The sequence below is a fragment of the Pantoea sp. B623 genome, from assembly GCF_024814475.1.
Lineage (GTDB): Bacteria > Pseudomonadota > Gammaproteobacteria > Enterobacterales > Enterobacteriaceae > Pantoea > Pantoea ananatis.
Map to the genome: position 1 here is coordinate 2,574,768 of NZ_JANUXM010000004.1, position 17,883 is coordinate 2,592,650.

Here is a 17,883-nt window from a genome sequence, read left to right on the forward strand (position 1 = left end):
GCAGTGTAGCGGAGGGAGAAGGCGGGGAAAAGGCCCGTGACGGAGGACGTCACGGGCGCAGTGCGGATTACTCTTGTTCTTCCCACGCTTGTGCGCGCGCGACAGCTTTCTTCCAGCCGGCATAACGGACGTTACGCTCGGTGGTTTCAAGTGTTGGACGGAATTCGCGCTCAATCACGGCTTTGGCACGGACTTCTTCCAGATCCTGCCAGAAACCTACCGCCAGACCTGCCAGGTACGCGGCACCCAGCGCAGTGACTTCACGCACTTCAGGTCGCTCAACGCGTGTGCCAAGAATGTCTGACTGGAACTGCATCAGGAAGTTGTTAGCCACTGCTCCTCCGTCCACACGCAGAGCCTGCAGGCGCGTGTTGGCATCATTCTGCATGGCTTCCAGGACATCACGTGTTTGATAAGCGATGGACTCCAGCGTTGCACGGATGATGTGGTTCGCATTCGCACCACGTGTCAGGCCGAACAGCGCGCCACGTGCATAGGGATCCCAGTAAGGTGCACCCAGGCCAGTAAAGGCAGGAACCATATATACACCGTTTGAATCTTTCACTTTCATCGCGAAGTATTCTGAGTCAGCCGAATCGCTGATCAGCTTCATCTCATCGCGTAACCACTGAATGGCCGCGCCGCCGATAAAGACCGCCCCTTCCAGTGCATAGTTGACTTCACCACGTGGCCCGCAGGCGATAGTGGTCAGCAGGCCGTGCGTTGAGGTGACGGCTTCGGTACCGGTGTTCATCAGCATAAAGCAGCCGGTGCCGTAGGTGTTTTTCGCCATACCCGGCTGAACGCACAGTTGACCATAAAGCGCAGCCTGCTGGTCGCCTGCGATACCCGCGATAGGAATACGCGTACCGCCTTTACCACCAATGTTTGTCTGACCATACACTTCAGACGAAGATTTCACTTCTGGCAGCATCGCACGCGGGATATCCAGGATTTCCAGCATGCGCTCATCCCACTCAAGCTTGTGGATGTTGAACAGCATGGTACGTGAGGCGTTGGTGTAATCGGTGATGTGCACGCGCCCCTGGGTCATTTTCCACACCAGCCAGGTGTCGACTGTACCAAACAGCAGTTCGCCACGTTTTGCACGCTCGCGCGCGCCTTCTACGTTATCCAGGATCCACTTAACTTTGGTGCCAGAAAAGTAAGGGTTAATCACCAGACCGGTGGTGTGCTGGATATACTCTTCCAGTCCCTCTTTCTTCAGCTTATTACAGTAGTCAGCAGTACGGGGATCCTGCCAGACGATGGCATTATAGACTGGCTTACCGGTTTCTTTATCCCAGACGATCGCGGTTTCACGCTGGTTAGTAATCCCAATCGCCGCGATTTCATCTGAGCGAATATCAGCATGTGCCAGCACTTCAACCAGCGTAGAACTCTGTGATGCCCAGATATCCATTGGGTCATGCTCTACCCAGCCCGCTTTCGGATAGATTTGGGTAAATTCGCGTTGCGATACCGCCACAATGTTAGCGTCGTGATCCAGCACCACAGCACGTGAACTGGTTGTGCCCTGATCGAGAGCGACGATGTATTTTTTATCGGTGGTAGTCATAAATTCATTCCTGATGATAAAAAGTGGAACTTACGCTTTACGTTCATGCGCGGACGCAATCGGTTTGTCACTGGTCGGTGGGGAAATCACCGCACCGGGTAAATGGCGGCCAATCAGGGCGCGATAACCAAAGGCTCCCAGGCAAGCACCGACCAGTGGGCCAAAAATTGGCACAAGGAAATACGGAATCTGATGACCGCCAGTGAAGGCAACGGTGCCCCAGCCAGCCAGCCACTCGAAGACTTTCGGTCCGAAGTCACGTGCCGGGTTCAGGGCAAAGCCGGTCAATGGGCCCATAGAGCCACCAATAACGGCAACCAGCAGGCCAATCAGCAGCGGTGCCATCGGGCCACGCGGGACGCCATTGCCATCGTCGGTCAGTGCCATAATCACGGACATCAGGACTGCAGTGATCACCATTTCAACCAGGAAGGCCTGACCTACGCTAATTTGCGGATTCGGATAGGTAGAAAAAATGCCCGCCAGGCTCAGGCTTTCAACTGAACCCCGCACCATGTTATGACTTTGTTCGAAATTGATAAACAAGCTGTAGTAAAGTCCGTAGACCAGCGCCGCGCCACAGAAAGCACCGGCCACCTGAGACAGAATATAAGGAAGGACTTTACGGCCTTCGAAATTGGCGAACAGGCAGAGTGCGACAGTCACTGCCGGGTTGAGATGGGCACCTGACACACCTGCGCTGAGGTAGACCGCCATAGAAACGGCCAGCCCCCAGACGATACAGATTTCCCATTGGCCAAAAGTGGCACCAGCCAGCTTAAGCGCGGCAACGCAACCCGCGCCAAAAAACAGGATCAAACCGGTACCCAGAAATTCGGCAATACACTGACCTTTGAGTGTGGTTGTAGTCTGACTCATGATAGTTGTTCCTGAAGCGAGGTTAAATTTTATCAGTTTTTGTTCTCATTCCGTGAGTCACCCATCTTTGATGTAGGGCTGTTGTTAATTTATCGTTAACGAGCATAAACGAGAAATAGCGAAATCGATTTTTGTGTAGTGTGTCAAAAAAATGCGCGTTTTCGCGTGTTTTGATTTTCCTTAAGCGCCATTCGGGCCGTTTTCCTCCGCGTGATACCGGCTTCGCCAGGCAAACAGGTGGGAAAGGAACATTTTAGGGATAGGCTGAAAAATGTTACTGACGGCGGTCTGCAGGCCCGCGTTGCTGGACTTGCGTGATGAGGCTACATACAATCGGGACAACGTTGCTGGTAAACGCCTTGTGTGCGAAAGCTGGCATCATCAACGCCTTGCAAGATTTTAGGAGAGGTCAGAAAGATGTCATTTGAAGTGTTTGAGAAACTGGAAGCAAAAGTACAGCAGGCGATTGATACTATCACCCTGCTGCAAATGGAAATTGAAGAGCTGAAAGAGCAGAACAACAACCTGCGTCACGACGCGCAGAATGCTGCTGGCAACCATGAAGCACTGATGCGCGAAAATCAGCATCTGAAAGAGGAGCAGCATGTCTGGCAAGAACGCCTGCGTGCGCTGTTGGGAAAAATGGAAGAGGTATAAGCCTCAACTAATGCGAAAAACGGGTGCCTGGCACCCGTTTTCGTTCGCTGACATTATTCAATGTCGAGCGGATCTTCCGATAAAATCATCCCGGTGTTATCCGCATAGAGATGGTCGCCAGAGAAGAAGGTGACGCCGCCGAAATTCACGCGCACATCGCTTTCGCCAATGCCTTCACCGGCCGCGCCTGCCGGAATAGCGGCGATAGCCTGAATGCCGATTTCCAGTTCTTCCAGTTCGTCTACCTGACGTACCGAACCGTAAACCACGATGCCTTCCCACTCATTCTGCGCTGCCAGTCGGGCAAGCTGCGCATCAACTAAAGCGCGGCGTACTGAGCCACCGCCATCAATCAGCAACACGCGGCCACGACCGTTCTCTTCCAGCAGATCGTAAAGCAGCCCGTTGTCTTCAAAACATTTCACTGTGGTTATCTGACCGCCGAATGAGGTCCGCCCACCGAAATTTGAGAAAAGCGGTTCAACAACGTTCACTTCTTCGTGGTAGATGTCGCAGAGTTCAGAAGTATCGTATTTCATAAGGGTTTCGTCTGTTTGCCACAGGAGCGCTAAGTATATCGCTTTATGCCAATTGTTGGCAAAATCATCAGCGGTAAAAAACCGGTACCGCATCAAGCGCATGCAGAAAAAAGCCCAGCCAAACTGGCCGGGCTTTGATACAGCACATAGACAGGTGAACGTTACAGGATGAAGCGGCTCAGGTCTTCGTCTGCAACCAGCTCATCCAGATGTTTACCCACATATTCGGCATCAATGGTGACGGATTCACCGCTCCGATCGCTGGCATCATAGGAAATATCTTCCATCAGACGTTCCAGCACGGTATGCAAGCGACGCGCACCGATGTTTTCTGTGGTTTCGTTGACCTGCCATGCGGCTTCCGCGATGCGACGAATACCATCGTCGGTAAAGTGAATGTTCACGCCTTCGGTATTCATCAGCGCTTTGTACTGCACTGTGACTGAAGCATTAGGTTCGGTCAGGATGCGCTCGAAATCATTCACCGTCAGGGCCTGGAGTTCAACACGGATCGGTAAACGACCCTGTAGCTCAGGAATCAAATCGGACGGGCTGGCAACCTGGAACGCACCTGAGGCGATAAACAGAATATGGTCAGTCTTGACCATGCCGTGCTTGGTCGACACGGTGCAGCCTTCTACCAGTGGCAGCAGGTCGCGCTGAACGCCTTCGCGTGAGACGTCCGGGCCGCCCGCGTTTTGTCCGCCGCGCTTACAGATTTTGTCTATCTCATCGATGAACACGATGCCGTGCTGTTCTACCGCATCAATGGCATCCTGCTTCAGCTCTTCCGGATTCACCAGCTTAGCGGCTTCTTCTTCAATCAACAGCTTAAAGGCTTCTTTGATTTTCAGCTTGCGCGGTTTCTGTTTCTGCCCGCCCAGGTTCTGGAACATGGACTGCAGCTGGCTGGTCATCTCTTCCATGCCCGGCGGTGCCATGATTTCAACGCCAGGGCCTGTTGCGGCTAAATCGATCTCAATTTCTTTATCGTCGAGCTGGCCTTCACGCAGCTTCTTGCGGAAAGACTGACGTGCAGATGAAGGCTCGCTGGTTTGTTCAGCCTGTCCCCAGTTATTTTTCGCCGGTGGGATAAGCACATCAAGAATGCGCTCTTCCGCCATTTCTTCTGCGCGATATTTGTTCTTCTCAATGGCCTGGCTGCGCACCATTTTGATCGCGGAGTCCGTCAGGTCACGAATAATGGAGTCGACTTCTTTGCCGACATAGCCCACTTCGGTAAACTTGGTGGCTTCAACTTTGATGAACGGCGCGTTGGCCAGTTTTGCCAGACGGCGAGCAATTTCTGTTTTACCCACACCGGTTGGGCCGATCATGAGAATATTTTTAGGGGTCACTTCGTGACGCAGCTCTTCGTCAAGCTGCATACGGCGCCAGCGGTTACGCAGGGCAATAGCCACGGCGCGCTTAGCGCTGTCCTGGCCAATAATAAAGCGGTTCAGCTCGCTGACGATTTCGCGTGGAGTCATCTCAGACATGTTTAGATCCTTACGACTTGGACGTTAATTCTTCGAAATTAACGTTGTGGTTGGTGTAGATGCAAATATCGCCAGCGATATTCAGCGATTTCTCAACGATGTCGCGCGCACCCAATTCAGAATTTTCTAACAGGGCACGGGCAGCGGCCTGGGCATAGGGACCGCCAGAACCGATAGCAATAAGGTCGTTTTCAGGCTGGATGACGTCACCATTACCGCTAATGATCAGCGATGCCGATTCGTCCGCCACCGCCAGCAGCGCTTCCAGGCGGCGTAACATTCTGTCGGTGCGCCAGTCTTTCGCCAGCTCAACGGCCGCTTTCACCAAATGGCCCTGATGCATTTCAAGTTTGCGTTCGAAGAGTTCAAACAGGGTAAAGGCATCTGCAGTGCCGCCAGCAAAGCCAGCAATCACTTTATCGTTGTAAAGACGACGCACTTTTTTGACGTTGCCTTTCATTACGGTATTACCGAGCGTAGCCTGGCCATCGCCGCCAATCACTACCTGGCCGTTGCGTCGAACACTTACTATTGTTGTCACGGGCAGACCCCTTTTACTGTCGGAAAAAAGCTCCGCGCCCAGGGCGCGGAGGATCATGCAGACAGATATGGGGCAGATTTGACGGGTTTCAACCCCCAACGGCGAGCGGAATGCAGCCGGAATGTCCTGAAGCGCGCAGACGTTTCAGCGTGCTGTCTGCGCTGGCGCGGTCTTTGAAGGGCCCTACCACGACACGATTCCATCCGCCGCCGGAGGTCAGACGGCTTTCAAACCCTTCAAACGCCAGCGCGGCGCGCACCGATTCAGCCTGCTCTGTTCCCTTAAACGAGCCACACTGAACCATCCAGCGTTGCGAGGCTGCTTTTTCAGCCGGTTTCGCTTTGGCGGTGTCCTGTGTTTTAGGCTGAGCAGTAGGTTCACGCGTAACAGGCGCGGGTTGTGTCTGCTGCACACTCTGCTGTTGCTGAGTATGTTGCTCCTGACGCTGCTGCTGTATTTGTTGCTGACGTTGCTGCTGCTGTTGTGCCTGCTGCTGCTGTTGTGCCTGCTGCTGACGTTGCTGCGACTGCAATTGCTGTTGCTGGAGCTGTTGCTGTCGCTGAAGTTGCTGTACCTGCTGCTGATGCTGCAGCGTTTGCTGGCGTTGAGCTGGCGTCTGCTCGTTCCACGGCACTTCATTTAATTGGGTGGGTTGCTGACGCATATCCGCCTGCATTTGCTCAAGCAGCTGGCGTTGCTCATCGGTCAGTTGCGTATGTGACTGCACTTCGCCACCGGAGGTAGGCTCGCTTGGGGTCGGCACAGTGACCTGACGGTTTTCCAGCTCTTTGATGTATTTCCAGCGTTCTTCAGGCTTTGGCGGTAAGCCATTCCCGTTGGCTTTATGATCCGTAATAACCGGCACGTCTTCTTTCTTGTGGTGCGCCAGGAACCATAAACCACCGGCAAAGGTCACCAATACAGCAACCGCCAGTACAATCATTAATTTAGAGGTGCCTGAACCGCTTTTTGTTTTTTTGCCACGGCTTGGGCTTTTCTTGCGACGCGTCCCTGTTGAACGCCCGCGGCCTACATAATCTTTTTGTGCCACTCTCGTCCTGATACCCTTGAAAATATGATGCCACGTAGGCGAATCCGTTGTTACCACACGCCCGGCAAGGAGCCCGCCATGTTACTTAAGGGCCGGAACTTTGACCAGCAATGATAGCCCTAAGAATCCCCTGAAAATAGCGGAACTTTTCGCTTATCTCTCATCCTTTTTTGCCAAAGTTGTGCTACCACGCACCACCAGTTCGGCATCCAGCAGCGTTGAACCGTTATGAATGCTATTACCCTGTAATTCATTCAGTAACAGCCGCACGGCTTCGCAGCCTATTTCAAAACAGGGCTGTTTCACCGTGGTGAGCGGCGGCTCGCAGTAACGCGAGAGTTCAATATCGTCGAACCCCACAACCGACAGGTCTTCCGGTATGCGCAGGCCCAATCGTTTTGCCTGGCTAATAGCGCCGATGGCCATGATATCGCTATGACAAAACAGGGCTCGTGGCGGCTGTGGTAAAGCCAATAGCTGATTTATGGCATCAACGCCGGATTCAAAGGTGAAGTCACCCCGAACGATATAAGTGGGATCCACGCTGATGCCGCTGCGACGTAAGGCCTGCACATAACCCTGAAGGCGGTACTGGCAGAGCGCAACGTCTTCCGGTCCGGTCAGGCAGGCAATGCGTTTATGACCCAACTGCAGCAGGTGATTGACCGCGACAAACGAGGCCGTCAGGTTATCGATATTGACGGTGGGTAACGACATTTCTGGCGAGAACTCAATCGCCATCACCATCGGCGGAAGATTGCGCTGCTCTTCAGGACTCACATCAAAGGGTAACTGCGCGCCCAGCAGCACGATGCCATCGATCTGCCGGGTCAGCATCAGGTTTAAAAACGTCCACTCCTGCGGTTTTTGGTGTGCGCAGTCGCCGATAAGCACCAGATAACCAGCCTTTGAGGCGGCGACTTCAACGCCACGGATAATTTCACTGAAGAAGGGATCGCAGATATTGGGGACGATCAGCAGCAGCGTCTGCGTGTCATTGCGCCTGGCATGGCGGGACATGCTCTGGGCGGCATAGCCGACGTCAGCCACGGCCTGTTCGACTTTCTGACGCGTGGCCGAAGAGACTTTTTCCGGATTCATGAGTGCACGCGACACGGTAGCGGTCGAGACGCCGGCTTTTTCTGCGACGTCTTTCATCGTGGCGGCAGCCGACGGTTGATTCTGATCCAACACATGCTCCTGATGCGTAATCGCGCATTCAACGTTCGTATTGTCTGAGGTAAAAACAGGCCAGGCACCATTGTTATCGATTGCGATGCCGGGCCGTTACTTAATTTGCATAAAAATTGTGACTTATGCGACGTTTTTCGATCCCTCTCACAACCTGCCCGGGCCTAGCTTTCGGTAGGATCCACGTCCAGCGTCCACTTTACCTTGCGCGAGGCCGGTAAAGTGCCAGTCAGCGGTAACGAACTACTCAGCAGCTGTTGCAGACGTTTGCGTGACGGATGCTGCACCAGCAACTGCCAGCGCCAGCGACCGCTCCGCTTTGGCTGCAGAGCAGGCAGTGGCCCCATGAACCACATTGCCGTGTCGTTAAGCGGGCTGGCTTCCAGCATATTACGCAGCTGTTGCAGAAATTCTGCAGCCTGATGGTTGTCCATGTCCTCCGCACGAAACAGCGCATGATGTGTCCACGGAGGGAGAAAAACCGACTGGCGCTCCAACAGCGTTTGCTGGGCAAAAGCGAAGTAGCCCTGGTGGAGCAGCGTTTGCAGAAGCGGATGCTCAGGATGGTGTGTTTGCAGCAAGACTTCGCCTTGCTTACCGGCCCGACCGGCGCGCCCGGCAACCTGAGTATAAAGCTGAGCGAAGCGTTCTGCGGCACGGAAGTCAGCGGAAAATAAGGCACCGTCGACGTCCAGCAGTGACACCAGCGTCACATCAGGAAAATGATGCCCTTTTGCCAGCATCTGGGTTCCCACAAGAATACGCGCGCCGCCGCGATGGACATCCGCCAGATGCTGCTCCAGCGCGCCTTTGCGGCTGGTGGTATCCCGGTCGATGCGCGAGACCGGCACACCGGGAAATAACGTGCCTAGCTGCTGCTCAAGCTGTTCCGTCCCTACGCCCACCGGTAACAGGTGAGTTGAACCACATTGTGGACACTGGTTGGGCAGCGGCCGCTGGCTGTCACAATGGTGGCAGCGCAACTGACGATGATGTTGATGCAGAGTGTAATAGCGATCGCAGCGCTGGCATTCGGCAATCCAGCCGCAGTCGTGGCAGAGCAGCGCAGGTGAAAAACCACGGCGGTTCAGGAACAGCAACACCTGGTTATCTGCTTTCAGATGCTGGCGCATTTTGAAGATCAGGGCAGGCGCCAGGCCGCCTGTCAGCTGTACGCCTTTCAAATCGATTAGCTGCTGCAGAGCGGGTTTAGCGTTACCGGCGCGTTTCATCAGGTCGAGCTGACGGTATTTGCCGTTACGCACGTTGTGCAGGCTTTCCAGCGCCGGTGTCGCGGAACCCATGATGACAGGAATATTCTCTTCATGGGCGCGAAACACGGCCAGATCGCGAGCCTGATAGCGCCAGCCTTCCTGCTGCTTATAAGAACTGTCGTGCTCTTCGTCGATAATAATGACGCCCGGACGCGCCATAGGGGTAAACAGGGCCGAGCGAGTGCCGATGATGATGGCATTCTCTCCTCTGCGCGCCCGTAGCCAGACAGAAAGGCGTTCGCTGTCATTCAGCGCTGAGTGCAGCACATCAACCGGCGCATCAAAACGTTCGCGGAAACGGGCAATGGTTTGTGGCGTCAGGCCGATTTCCGGCACCAGCACCAGGGCCTGTTTTCCTCTGGCCAGGACGTTTTCCAGCACGCTGAGATAAACTTCAGTCTTGCCTGAGCCGGTAATTCCCGCCAGTAGCCAGGCCGCATAATGCTCATCTTCACTGCGCATCGCCCCGACTGCCGTCGCCTGATCGGTATTGAGGCGCAGGCGTTCACCTTTGACCGCGAAGCTGCTGCGCCAGTCATGCCTGTGTGGCTGATGCTCATGTAATTCGCATAACCCTTTGGCACGCAGCGCCTGCATGGCGGCATCGGTGAGATCGTGCTCAGTGACTTCATGACGATAAAGCGGCCGCTGTCGCAGCGTTGCAAGCCCTTGCTGCTGTTTGGGGGCCCGCTTCAGGCTCTCGGGGGCAGTAGCCCGGCCCTGCTCGGTAATTTCCCAACGCCATAAGGGATTATCCTGGGCAGGTTTACCTTGTCTGAGCAGCACCGGTAGCGCATGGCTCAGTACCTCGCCGAGAGGTGAATGATAGTAGTTCGCCGCCCAGTGGAGAATGCGCCACAGAGACGGGGGAAAGAGCGACTCGCTGTCCAGTACCGATATCACCTGTTTGAGCTGGGTCGCGGGCAGGTCGCTGGTGTCAGGTAATGCCACCACGATACCGGTCATTTTTCGGTTACCAAAAGGCACGATCACCCGACCGCCAATGACCGGCTGCACGCCGACAGGAGGCAGGTAGTCAAACAGGCGAGGAAGGGGAACGGGCAGGGCAACCTGAACAACGGGCATAACAGTCTCTTTCCGGTTCATCTAGCAGGGCGGTTAGTGTACACGCTGACGCACACGGCGTGTATCTCAGGCGACATTTGCAGCATTAAACATTAGCCTGTATAATATGCCGCCTTCGGTAAGAAAGACCTTGCCGGAGTTCACCATTAATGTTCAATCGCGTGTGGTGCTGCGCAGGTTCACGTCCTGGCGCGGAGAGCGACACGGCCTTATATGAGGTTTCCCATGAAACAAGGTATTCACCCAAAATACGAAGCAGTTACCATCAACTGTACTTGCGGTAACGTGATTCACACTCGCTCTACGCTGACTCACGAACTGAACCTGGACGTTTGTGGTAAGTGCCACCCGTTCTACACCGGTAAGCAGCGTGAAGTTGCAACTGGTGGCCGCGTTGACCGCTTCAACAAGCGTTTCAGCGTGCCAGGCACCAAAAAATAAGAAACGGCATTCGAACATCTGTTCGGCGGCAAGAAAAACCCAGCTCAGGCTGGGTTTTTTTATGTCTGAAAATCAGTATTCCCAGGTATCCGGGTCGATGCCCATGTCACGCATAATTTTTTTCGCGGCTTCCGGTATTTCGTCGTTACGTTCTTTACGCAGGTCGACATCATTAGGTAACGGTTGTCCGGTAAAAGCATGCAAGAAGGCTTCGCACAGGAGTTCACTGTTTGTCGCGTGGCGCAGGTTGTTAACCTGACGACGTGTCCGTTCGTCTGTCAGAATTTTCAGCACGCTTAACGGAATTGATACCGTGATTTTTTTAACCTGTTCGCTCTTTTTGCCGTGCTCAGCGTACGGGCTGATATATTCGCCGTTCCATTCAGCCATGGGATACCTTAATCAATAAAAGTTAAAAGTTACGAAATCAGCCGATTATGCCTGATTTTCTTCTACCTGACCCCTTCTCTGGCGGGTTTCTTCGTTCAACGCACAGTGCTAATGGAGTTGAACGCCAGGTATGGGCGCATAATTTTAGCGGTTATTGCGACGATGCTCAATCTATACGCAAAGACATTTGGATGTCCAGATGTATTGACGTCTAAAAGCAAGGTGATATCCTGTTGGCAAATTATTTCATACTTCAGGAACAGTTAGCCCTATGACGCGTAAACAGGCAACCATCGCAGTGCGCAGCGGTTTGAATGACGACGAGCAATACGGCTGCGTTGTCCCGCCCATCCACCTTTCCAGCACCTATAACTTCCATGATTTCAATGAGCCCCGTGCGCATGACTATTCCCGTCGTGGTAACCCCACGCGTGATGTGGTGCAGCGTGCCCTGGCAGAGCTGGAAGGCGGAGCGGGAGCGGTGCTGACCAATACCGGCATGTCCGCGATTCATCTGGTGACAACCGTGTTCCTGAAGCCTGGCGATCTGCTGGTTGCGCCGCACGACTGTTATGGCGGCAGCTATCGGCTGTTCGACAGTCTGAGTAAGCGGGGCGCTTACCGGGTGAAGTTTGTCGATCAGGGTGATAAAGCTGCGCTGCAGGCGGCAATGGATGAGAAGCCTAAACTGGTGCTGGTTGAAAGCCCCAGTAACCCGCTATTGCGCGTGGTGGATATCGCCGCCATTTGCGCAGCGGCGCGTGCGGCGGGCGCCGTGAGCGTCGTGGACAACACCTTTATGAGTCCGGCACTGCAAAATCCTCTGGCACTGGGTGCGGATCTGGTCATTCACTCCTGTACCAAATACCTGAATGGCCACTCTGACGTGGTAGCCGGTGCCGTGATTGCTAAAGATCCGCAGGCGGCGACCGATTTAGCCTGGTGGGCCAATAATATTGGGGTCACCGGCTCCGCTTTTGACAGCTATCTGCTGCTGCGCGGAATGCGCACGCTGGGCCCACGTATGGCCGCTGCGCAACGTAATGCGTTAGCCATTGTTGATTATCTCAAGCAACAGCCGCTGGTGAAAACGTTGTATCATCCTTCACTGCCGGAAAACGCGGGACATGAATTCGCTGCACGCCAGCAGCGTGGATTCGGTGCCATGCTCAGTTTTGAGCTGGACGGCGATGAAGCCCGGTTGCGCCGTTTCCTCAAAGCGCTTGAGTTGTTCACGTTGGCGGAATCGTTGGGCGGCGTTGAAAGCTTGATTTCACACACGGCGACCATGACCCATGCAGGTATGTCTGCAGAGGCCCGGGCCGCAGCAGGCATCTCTGAAACATTGCTACGTATTTCAGTAGGTATTGAAGACCACGAAGATTTAATTGCCGATTTGGATAATGCATTCCGGATCGCAGCCGAGGATTGATGATGACGAGTTCAGCTGGCGCAGGAACGCCAAACAACAGACAGCTCCACAAGTTTGGTGGCAGCAGCCTTGCAGATGCACGCTGCTACCAGCGTGTCGCCAGCATTATGGCGGATTACAGCCAGCCAGGTGACATGATGGTCGTATCGGCCGCGGGCTCGACGACCAATCAGCTGATTAGCTGGCTGAAGCTGAGCCAGAGCGACCGACTGTCCGCACATCAGGTGCAGCAGACATTACGTCGCTATCAGAGTGAGCTCATCAGTGCACTGTTACCTGCCGAAATAGCCGAACCCTTAATTACTGCCTTTATTCGCGACCTCGAAAAACTGGCGGCGTTACTGGATGGTGACGTCACAGAAGCGGTCTATGCGGAAGTGGTGGGCCATGGTGAGATCTGGTCTGCACGTTTAATGTCAGCGGTGCTGAACCAGCAGGATCTTCATGCCTGCTGGCTGGATGCACGCGATTTTCTGCGCGCGGAACGGGCCGCCCAGCCGCAGGTAGATGAAGGCAAATCCTGGCCGTTGTTACAAACGCTGCTGGCCCAGCATCCGCATAAACGCATCGTGGTAACTGGCTTTATCTGCGGCAATGACGCGGGCGAAACGGTACTGCTGGGGCGTAACGGTTCTGACTACTCTGCCACGCAGATTGGTGCGCTGGCAGGTGTGGGACGTGTGACGATCTGGAGCGATGTGGCGGGCGTTTACAGTGCCGATCCCCGCAAAGTCTCTGATGCCTGTCTGCTGCCCTTGCTGCGCCTGGATGAGGCCAGTGAGCTGGCGCGTCTGGCAGCCCCGGTACTGCATACCCGCACCTTACAGCCGGTCTCGGGCAGCGATATTGATTTGCAGTTACGCTGCAGCTATCAGCCGGAACAGGGATCTACCCGTATCGAGCGCGTCCTCGCGTCCGGTACGGGCGCCCGCATCGTCACCAGCCACGACGACGTGTGCCTGGTAGAGATCCAACTTCCTGAGCAGCACGATTTTGCGCTGTTTCAAAAAGAGATCGATCAGCTGCTGACGCGCGCGCAGATGCGTCCGCTGGCGATGGGCATTCATCCCGATCGTCAGCTGCTGCAACTGTGCTACACCTCTGAAGTGGTGAACAGTGCCTTTACTTTATTGCAGGACGCCGGCTTACCTGGACATTTGCAGTTACGTGAAGGTTTAGCGCTGGTTGCGCTGGTTGGCGCTGGCGTCACGCGCAACCCGTTGCACACGCACCGTTTCTGGCAGCAGCTAAAAGATCAGCCGGTCGAATTTATCAGCCAGTCGCCAGAGCACATTAGCGTGGTTGCGGTGCTGCGCGTTGGCCCTACTCAGCATCTCATTCAGGGGTTGCACAGTTCCCTGTTTCGGGCAGAAAAGCGCATTGGCCTGATGTTGTTTGGCAAGGGCAACATCGGTTCTCGCTGGCTGGAGTTGTTTGCCCGCGAGCAGGAAACGTTGTCGGCGCGCACCGGTTTCGAGTTTGTGCTAGCGGGCGTGGTGGACAGCCAACGCAGCCTGCTGAGCTATGAAGGTCTGGACGCCAGTCGCGCACTGGCATTCTTTGACGATGAAGCGGAAGCGCGCGATGAAGAGTCGCTGTTTCTGTGGATGCGCGCGCACCCTTACGATGATCTGGTTGTGCTGGATGTGACGGCCAGTAAGCCGCTGGCACAGCAATATCTTGATTTTGCCAGCCATGGGTTTCATGTCATCAGCGCCAATAAAGTGGCGGGAGCATCGGATACGCAAACCTGGCGCGAGATTCGGGATGCCTTTGAAAAAACCGGCCGCCACTGGTTGTATAACGCCACCGTGGGCGCAGGTCTGCCGATAAACCATACGGTGCGCGATTTACGGGAAAGCGGTGACACGATTTTGTCGATCAGCGGTATTTTCTCCGGAACGCTGTCCTGGCTGTTTCTGCAATTTGATGGCACGGTGCCCTTTACCGACCTGGTGGATCAGGCGTGGCAGCAGGGATTGACGGAACCGGATCCTCGCGTCGATCTGTCGGGTCAGGACGTGATGCGCAAACTGGTGATTCTGGCACGTGAAGCAGGCTATAACATCGAGCCGGATCAGGTGCGCGTCGAGTCGCTGGTGCCGCAGAGCTGCGAAGATGAATCAATAGATCACTTTTTCGAGAATGGCGACGAGCTTAATGAGCAGATGCTGCAACGGCTTGAAGCCGCGCAGGAGATGGGGCTGGTGCTGCGCTATGTTGCGCGCTTCGATGCTAACGGCAAAGCACGTGTTGGCGTCGAAGCGGTACGTCCGGAGCATCCTCTGGCCGCCTTACTGCCTTGTGACAACGTGTTTGCCATCGACAGCCGTTGGTATCGCGATAATCCGCTGGTGATCCGCGGACCTGGTGCAGGCCGGGACGTTACCGCCGGCGCTATCCAGTCTGATATTAATCGCCTTGCCCGACTCCTCTGACGTTGCTTTTCTCCAGGCGCTTCGGCGCCTGTCCTGCCCTAACATCCTCATATAAAAAGCCCTTTCACATCGACTGAATATTTGTCACTTCCTGGGATGATTTATCAGTTGACGCTTGCGGGAAAATGGTTCACTTTGAGTGTCTGGACGTCTAAACGTATAGATGTTTACAGGTTAACAGATAACCGATGTGGGCGGAGGTAGCAGGATGAGTTTCTTTCATGCCAATCAGCGCGAGGCGCTCAATCAGAGCCTGGCAGAGCTAAACGGGCGAATTAGTGTCTCTTTTGAGTTTTTCCCGCCGCGCACCAGTGAAATGGAAGAAACGCTGTGGAACTCCATCCATCGTCTGAGCAGCCTGAAGCCCAGTTTTGTCTCTGTAACCTACGGGGCGAACTCGGGTGAGCGTGACCGCACACACAGCATCATTAAAGGCATTAAAGAACGTACGGGGCTCGAAGCTGCGCCGCATCTGACCTGTATTGACGCTACCCGGGATGAGCTGCAAGCCATTGCACAGGATTACTGGAATAACGGTATTCGCCATATCGTGGCGCTGCGTGGCGATCTGCCACCCAATAGCGGTAAGCCGGAAATGTACGGCAGCGATCTCGTTTCGCTGCTTAAAGAGGTCGGTGACTTCGATATCTCCGTCGCGGCCTATCCGGAAGTCCACCCCGAAGCAAAAAGTGCCCAGGCTGACCTGATTAACCTGAAACGTAAAATTGATGCTGGCGCTAACCGTGCCATTACCCAGTTCTTCTTTGATGTTGAAAGCTATCTGCGTTTTCGTGATCGCTGCGTTTCCACCGGCATTGATGTTGAGATCGTGCCGGGCATTTTGCCGGTATCAAATTTCAAACAGCTGCAGCGTTTTGCCGCCCTGACCAATGTACGCGTTCCGGGCTGGATGAATGCCATGTTTGCAGGGCTGGATGAGGATCCTGAAACGCGCAAAATGGTGGGGGCGAACATCGCCATGGACATGGTGAAAATCCTGTCGCGTGAGGGCGTAAAAGATTTTCATTTCTATACTCTGAACCGGGCAGAAATGAGCTATGCCATTTGTCATACCTTAGGTGTGCGTCCGGGAATTGCCGCCTGAAGATGGCCATAAAAAAACCGACGTGTCCGCGTCGGTTCTGAATGTCTCATCCATTGCATATACAGGGCTGACAGCAGCCTGATGTGCCACGCATTAAAAATGTGTCCAGCCTTCATGGGTCAAGGGTTGAGCCGGTTTCACTCGCGAGGGGTTTTTGAGCGTCGGTACGCTATGCACCTGCTGTGTCGTGTTATTAAAGCGAAAGACTGAGACCGCCTGCAGCAGCTGTCGTGCCTGTTCCCGGAGGCTGTTCGCGGCCGAGGCGGATTCTTCCACTAATGCGGCGTTTTGCTGTGTGGCGCTGTCCATCTCGGTTACCGCGATGCCCACCTGTTCTACGCCTCTGGCCTGCTCGGCGCTGGCTGAGGTAATTTCCTCAACGGTATCACTCAGGTGACCTACAGCCGTGACGATGCTCTGCATCGTCGCGGTGGCATGTGCAACCAGTTCGTCACCTTGCCCCACGCTGCGGGCGTTGGCGTCAATTAACTGGCGAATTTCACCTGCGGCCGTGCTGCTACGTTGCGCCAGGGTTCTGACCTCGCTGGCAACCACCGCAAAACCTTTACCGTGTTCGCCCGCGCGCGCGGCTTCTACTGCTGCGTTCAGCGCGAGAATATTGGTCTGGAAGGCAATACTGTCAATAACGGCGGTGATGTCGGCGATTTTCCCTGAGCTGTCTTTAATGGTGCGCATCGTGCTGGTAATCGCTGCCGTGGCATCATTGCCTTCGTTGGCGACATTACGCACATTGACCGCAAGCTGACTGGCCTGCTGCGCATTGCTGGCGTTATTTTTCACCGTCATGCCAAGCTGCGTCATGGTGGCTGCCGTCTGCTCCAGCGCGCTGGCCTGCTCTTCGGTTCTCTGTGACAGGTCGGCATTTCCCTGCGCTATCTGACTACTGGCAGAGGCGACGCTTTCCGCATTGGATCTCACCAGGCTGACCGTTTGAACCAGTGCCTCCTGCATCTCCCGGATTGCCACCAGCAGTTTGCCGGTTTCATCGGTGTGAGTGACCTGCACAGGCTCGCTGAGGTCACCTTTTGCCACGCGCTGTGCGGCAATCAGGGCCTGATTAAGGGGCCGGGTGATGCTGCGCGTAATAAGCCAGGCAGACAATCCCGCCAGAAATAGCGCAACGGCACCGGCGCCCGCCAGTAAACGCAACGCATTGGTTCGATCGCTATGGGAAGTTTGCTCTGCAACCTGCATCCGCGCTTCCTGGTGATCTTTTAATGCCTGAAGGGAGGCTATATAGCCCGTTTGAATGTTGTCTCCCGAGGCCTGTAACAGCTGGTCGGCCTCCTCTTTTTTACCTTGCTGAGCAAGTGCAACGACCTTATCCATTAGCGGCAGAAAAAGCGCCGCGTGAGACTGGATGTTGGAAAAAAGTTGTCTGCCAGTGACGGAGGCAACCTCTTTATCCAGCACCTGCATCAGGCTGTCGGCCTGGCTTCTGACCTGCTGATAGCTGTTAAGCGCTTTTTCTGTTTTTGCCGGATCCGGCTGGAGTACGGCAATGCGCGCCAGACGACTCATATCTTGCGCATAAAATGACAGCATGGCCGATTCGGATGCCTTGGCGTAAAGGCCCCCGGCGATCTCACTGTTAGCGTCGGCCAGAGAACGTGTTTTGGTAATACCGATCAGGACCATGAAAATGACAAGCATACCCATGAAGCCAAAAGCCGCCACGAGCCGTATTCCTATTCTGATGTTATTCATACTGTTACCCTGATATTAATGATAAGCACGAAGGCCTCACTGCCTTCTGTCAG

At 54.6% G+C, this 17,883-nt stretch carries 15 protein-coding genes; 5 read left to right on the forward strand and 10 right to left on the reverse strand.

The annotated features are described in order from the left end of the window. Positions 1–67: 67 nt before the first annotated feature. Positions 68–1,579 carry a glycerol kinase GlpK gene (gene glpK / locus NXS97_RS13735; RefSeq protein ID WP_014594886.1) on the reverse strand — a complete coding sequence of 504 codons (1,512 nt, stop codon included), beginning with the start codon at positions 1,577–1,579 and terminating at the stop codon, positions 68–70. A 30-nt stretch (positions 1,580–1,609) separates the two neighbouring features. Next, a complete protein-coding gene (locus tag NXS97_RS13740; RefSeq protein WP_013027695.1) occupies positions 1,610–2,458 on the reverse strand; it encodes an MIP/aquaporin family protein in 849 nt (282 codons plus the stop codon). A gap of 417 nt (positions 2,459–2,875) precedes the next feature. Here NXS97_RS13740 and zapB point away from each other — a divergent pair, with 417 nt between their 5' ends. Next, complete coding sequence (zapB, locus tag NXS97_RS13745) at positions 2,876–3,115, forward strand: cell division protein ZapB (RefSeq protein WP_014594885.1); 240 nt, start codon at positions 2,876–2,878, stop codon at positions 3,113–3,115. Positions 3,116–3,168: 53 nt separating this feature from the next. On the opposite strand, the gene rraA is transcribed toward zapB, so the two are convergent. The 6 genes from rraA to priA all read right to left on the reverse strand — a co-directional run bounded on the left by rraA (position 3,169) and on the right by priA (position 10,296). Further along, positions 3,169–3,654 carry a ribonuclease E activity regulator RraA gene (gene rraA / locus NXS97_RS13750; RefSeq protein WP_013027693.1) on the reverse strand — a complete coding sequence of 162 codons (486 nt, stop codon included), beginning with the start codon at positions 3,652–3,654 and terminating at the stop codon, positions 3,169–3,171. A 161-nt stretch (positions 3,655–3,815) separates the two neighbouring features. Continuing rightward, positions 3,816–5,153, reverse strand: coding sequence for an HslU--HslV peptidase ATPase subunit (hslU, locus tag NXS97_RS13755; protein WP_013027692.1), 1,338 nt, complete (start codon positions 5,151–5,153; stop codon positions 3,816–3,818). A 10-nt stretch (positions 5,154–5,163) separates the two neighbouring features. After that, positions 5,164–5,694 carry an ATP-dependent protease subunit HslV gene (hslV, locus tag NXS97_RS13760; RefSeq protein WP_024471414.1) on the reverse strand — a complete coding sequence of 177 codons (531 nt, stop codon included), beginning with the start codon at positions 5,692–5,694 and terminating at the stop codon, positions 5,164–5,166. Between the two features lie 88 nt (positions 5,695–5,782). Further along, positions 5,783–6,745 (reverse strand): cell division protein FtsN, encoded by a 963-nt coding sequence (ftsN, locus tag NXS97_RS13765; RefSeq protein ID WP_116220173.1) that lies wholly within the window; start codon positions 6,743–6,745, stop codon positions 5,783–5,785. A gap of 153 nt (positions 6,746–6,898) precedes the next feature. Further along, positions 6,899–7,936 (reverse strand): DNA-binding transcriptional regulator CytR, encoded by a 1,038-nt coding sequence (gene cytR / locus NXS97_RS13770; RefSeq protein WP_014604768.1) that lies wholly within the window; start codon positions 7,934–7,936, stop codon positions 6,899–6,901. Between the two features lie 164 nt (positions 7,937–8,100). Beyond that, complete coding sequence (priA, locus tag NXS97_RS13775; protein ID WP_019105407.1) at positions 8,101–10,296, reverse strand: primosomal protein N'; 2,196 nt, start codon at positions 10,294–10,296, stop codon at positions 8,101–8,103. A gap of 225 nt (positions 10,297–10,521) precedes the next feature. On the opposite strand from priA, the gene rpmE reads away from it, so the two are divergent. After that, positions 10,522–10,737, forward strand: a complete 216-nt coding sequence (rpmE, locus tag NXS97_RS13780; RefSeq protein ID WP_006121308.1) for a 50S ribosomal protein L31 — start codon at positions 10,522–10,524, stop codon at positions 10,735–10,737. A gap of 72 nt (positions 10,738–10,809) precedes the next feature. Here the strand turns inward: rpmE and metJ are convergent, their stop codons facing one another. Beyond that, positions 10,810–11,127, reverse strand: a complete 318-nt coding sequence (metJ, locus tag NXS97_RS13785; RefSeq protein ID WP_013027687.1) for a met regulon transcriptional regulator MetJ — start codon at positions 11,125–11,127, stop codon at positions 10,810–10,812. A gap of 271 nt (positions 11,128–11,398) precedes the next feature. Here metJ and metB point away from each other — a divergent pair, with 271 nt between their 5' ends. From metB to metF, 3 genes are all read left to right on the forward strand, one after another. Further along, on the forward strand, positions 11,399–12,559 hold the full coding sequence (gene metB, locus NXS97_RS13790; RefSeq protein ID WP_014594879.1) for a cystathionine gamma-synthase: 1,161 nt from the start codon (positions 11,399–11,401) through the stop codon (positions 12,557–12,559). 2 nt (positions 12,560–12,561) lie between these two features. Beyond that, a complete protein-coding gene (locus tag NXS97_RS13795; protein ID WP_041930935.1) occupies positions 12,562–14,997 on the forward strand; it encodes a bifunctional aspartate kinase/homoserine dehydrogenase II in 2,436 nt (811 codons plus the stop codon). Positions 14,998–15,205: 208 nt separating this feature from the next. Then, positions 15,206–16,102, forward strand: coding sequence for a methylenetetrahydrofolate reductase (gene metF / locus NXS97_RS13800; protein WP_014604771.1), 897 nt, complete (start codon positions 15,206–15,208; stop codon positions 16,100–16,102). A 93-nt stretch (positions 16,103–16,195) separates the two neighbouring features. On the opposite strand, the gene NXS97_RS13805 is transcribed toward metF, so the two are convergent. Beyond that, positions 16,196–17,830 carry a methyl-accepting chemotaxis protein gene (locus tag NXS97_RS13805; RefSeq protein ID WP_014594876.1) on the reverse strand — a complete coding sequence of 545 codons (1,635 nt, stop codon included), beginning with the start codon at positions 17,828–17,830 and terminating at the stop codon, positions 16,196–16,198. Positions 17,831–17,883: the final 53 nt, after the last annotated feature.

Bases quoted from the DNA above. Each gene is read 5' to 3' on its own strand.
- glpK (WP_014594886.1), bottom strand. From the start codon at position 1,579: ATGACTACCACCGATAAAAAATACATCGTCGCTCTCGATCAGGGCACA.
- NXS97_RS13740 (WP_013027695.1), bottom strand. From the start codon at position 2,458: ATGAGTCAGACTACAACCACACTCAAAGGTCAGTGTATTGCCGAATTT.
- zapB (WP_014594885.1), top strand. From the start codon at position 2,876: ATGTCATTTGAAGTGTTTGAGAAACTGGAAGCAAAAGTACAGCAGGCG.
- rraA (WP_013027693.1), bottom strand. From the start codon at position 3,654: ATGAAATACGATACTTCTGAACTCTGCGACATCTACCACGAAGAAGTG.
- hslU (WP_013027692.1), bottom strand. From the start codon at position 5,153: ATGTCTGAGATGACTCCACGCGAAATCGTCAGCGAGCTGAACCGCTTT.
- priA (WP_019105407.1), bottom strand. From the start codon at position 10,296: ATGCCCGTTGTTCAGGTTGCCCTGCCCGTTCCCCTTCCTCGCCTGTTT.
- rpmE (WP_006121308.1), top strand. From the start codon at position 10,522: ATGAAACAAGGTATTCACCCAAAATACGAAGCAGTTACCATCAACTGT.
- metJ (WP_013027687.1), bottom strand. From the start codon at position 11,127: ATGGCTGAATGGAACGGCGAATATATCAGCCCGTACGCTGAGCACGGC.
- metB (WP_014594879.1), top strand. From the start codon at position 11,399: ATGACGCGTAAACAGGCAACCATCGCAGTGCGCAGCGGTTTGAATGAC.
- NXS97_RS13795 (WP_041930935.1), top strand. From the start codon at position 12,562: ATGACGAGTTCAGCTGGCGCAGGAACGCCAAACAACAGACAGCTCCAC.
- metF (WP_014604771.1), top strand. From the start codon at position 15,206: ATGAGTTTCTTTCATGCCAATCAGCGCGAGGCGCTCAATCAGAGCCTG.
- NXS97_RS13805 (WP_014594876.1), bottom strand. From the start codon at position 17,830: ATGAATAACATCAGAATAGGAATACGGCTCGTGGCGGCTTTTGGCTTC.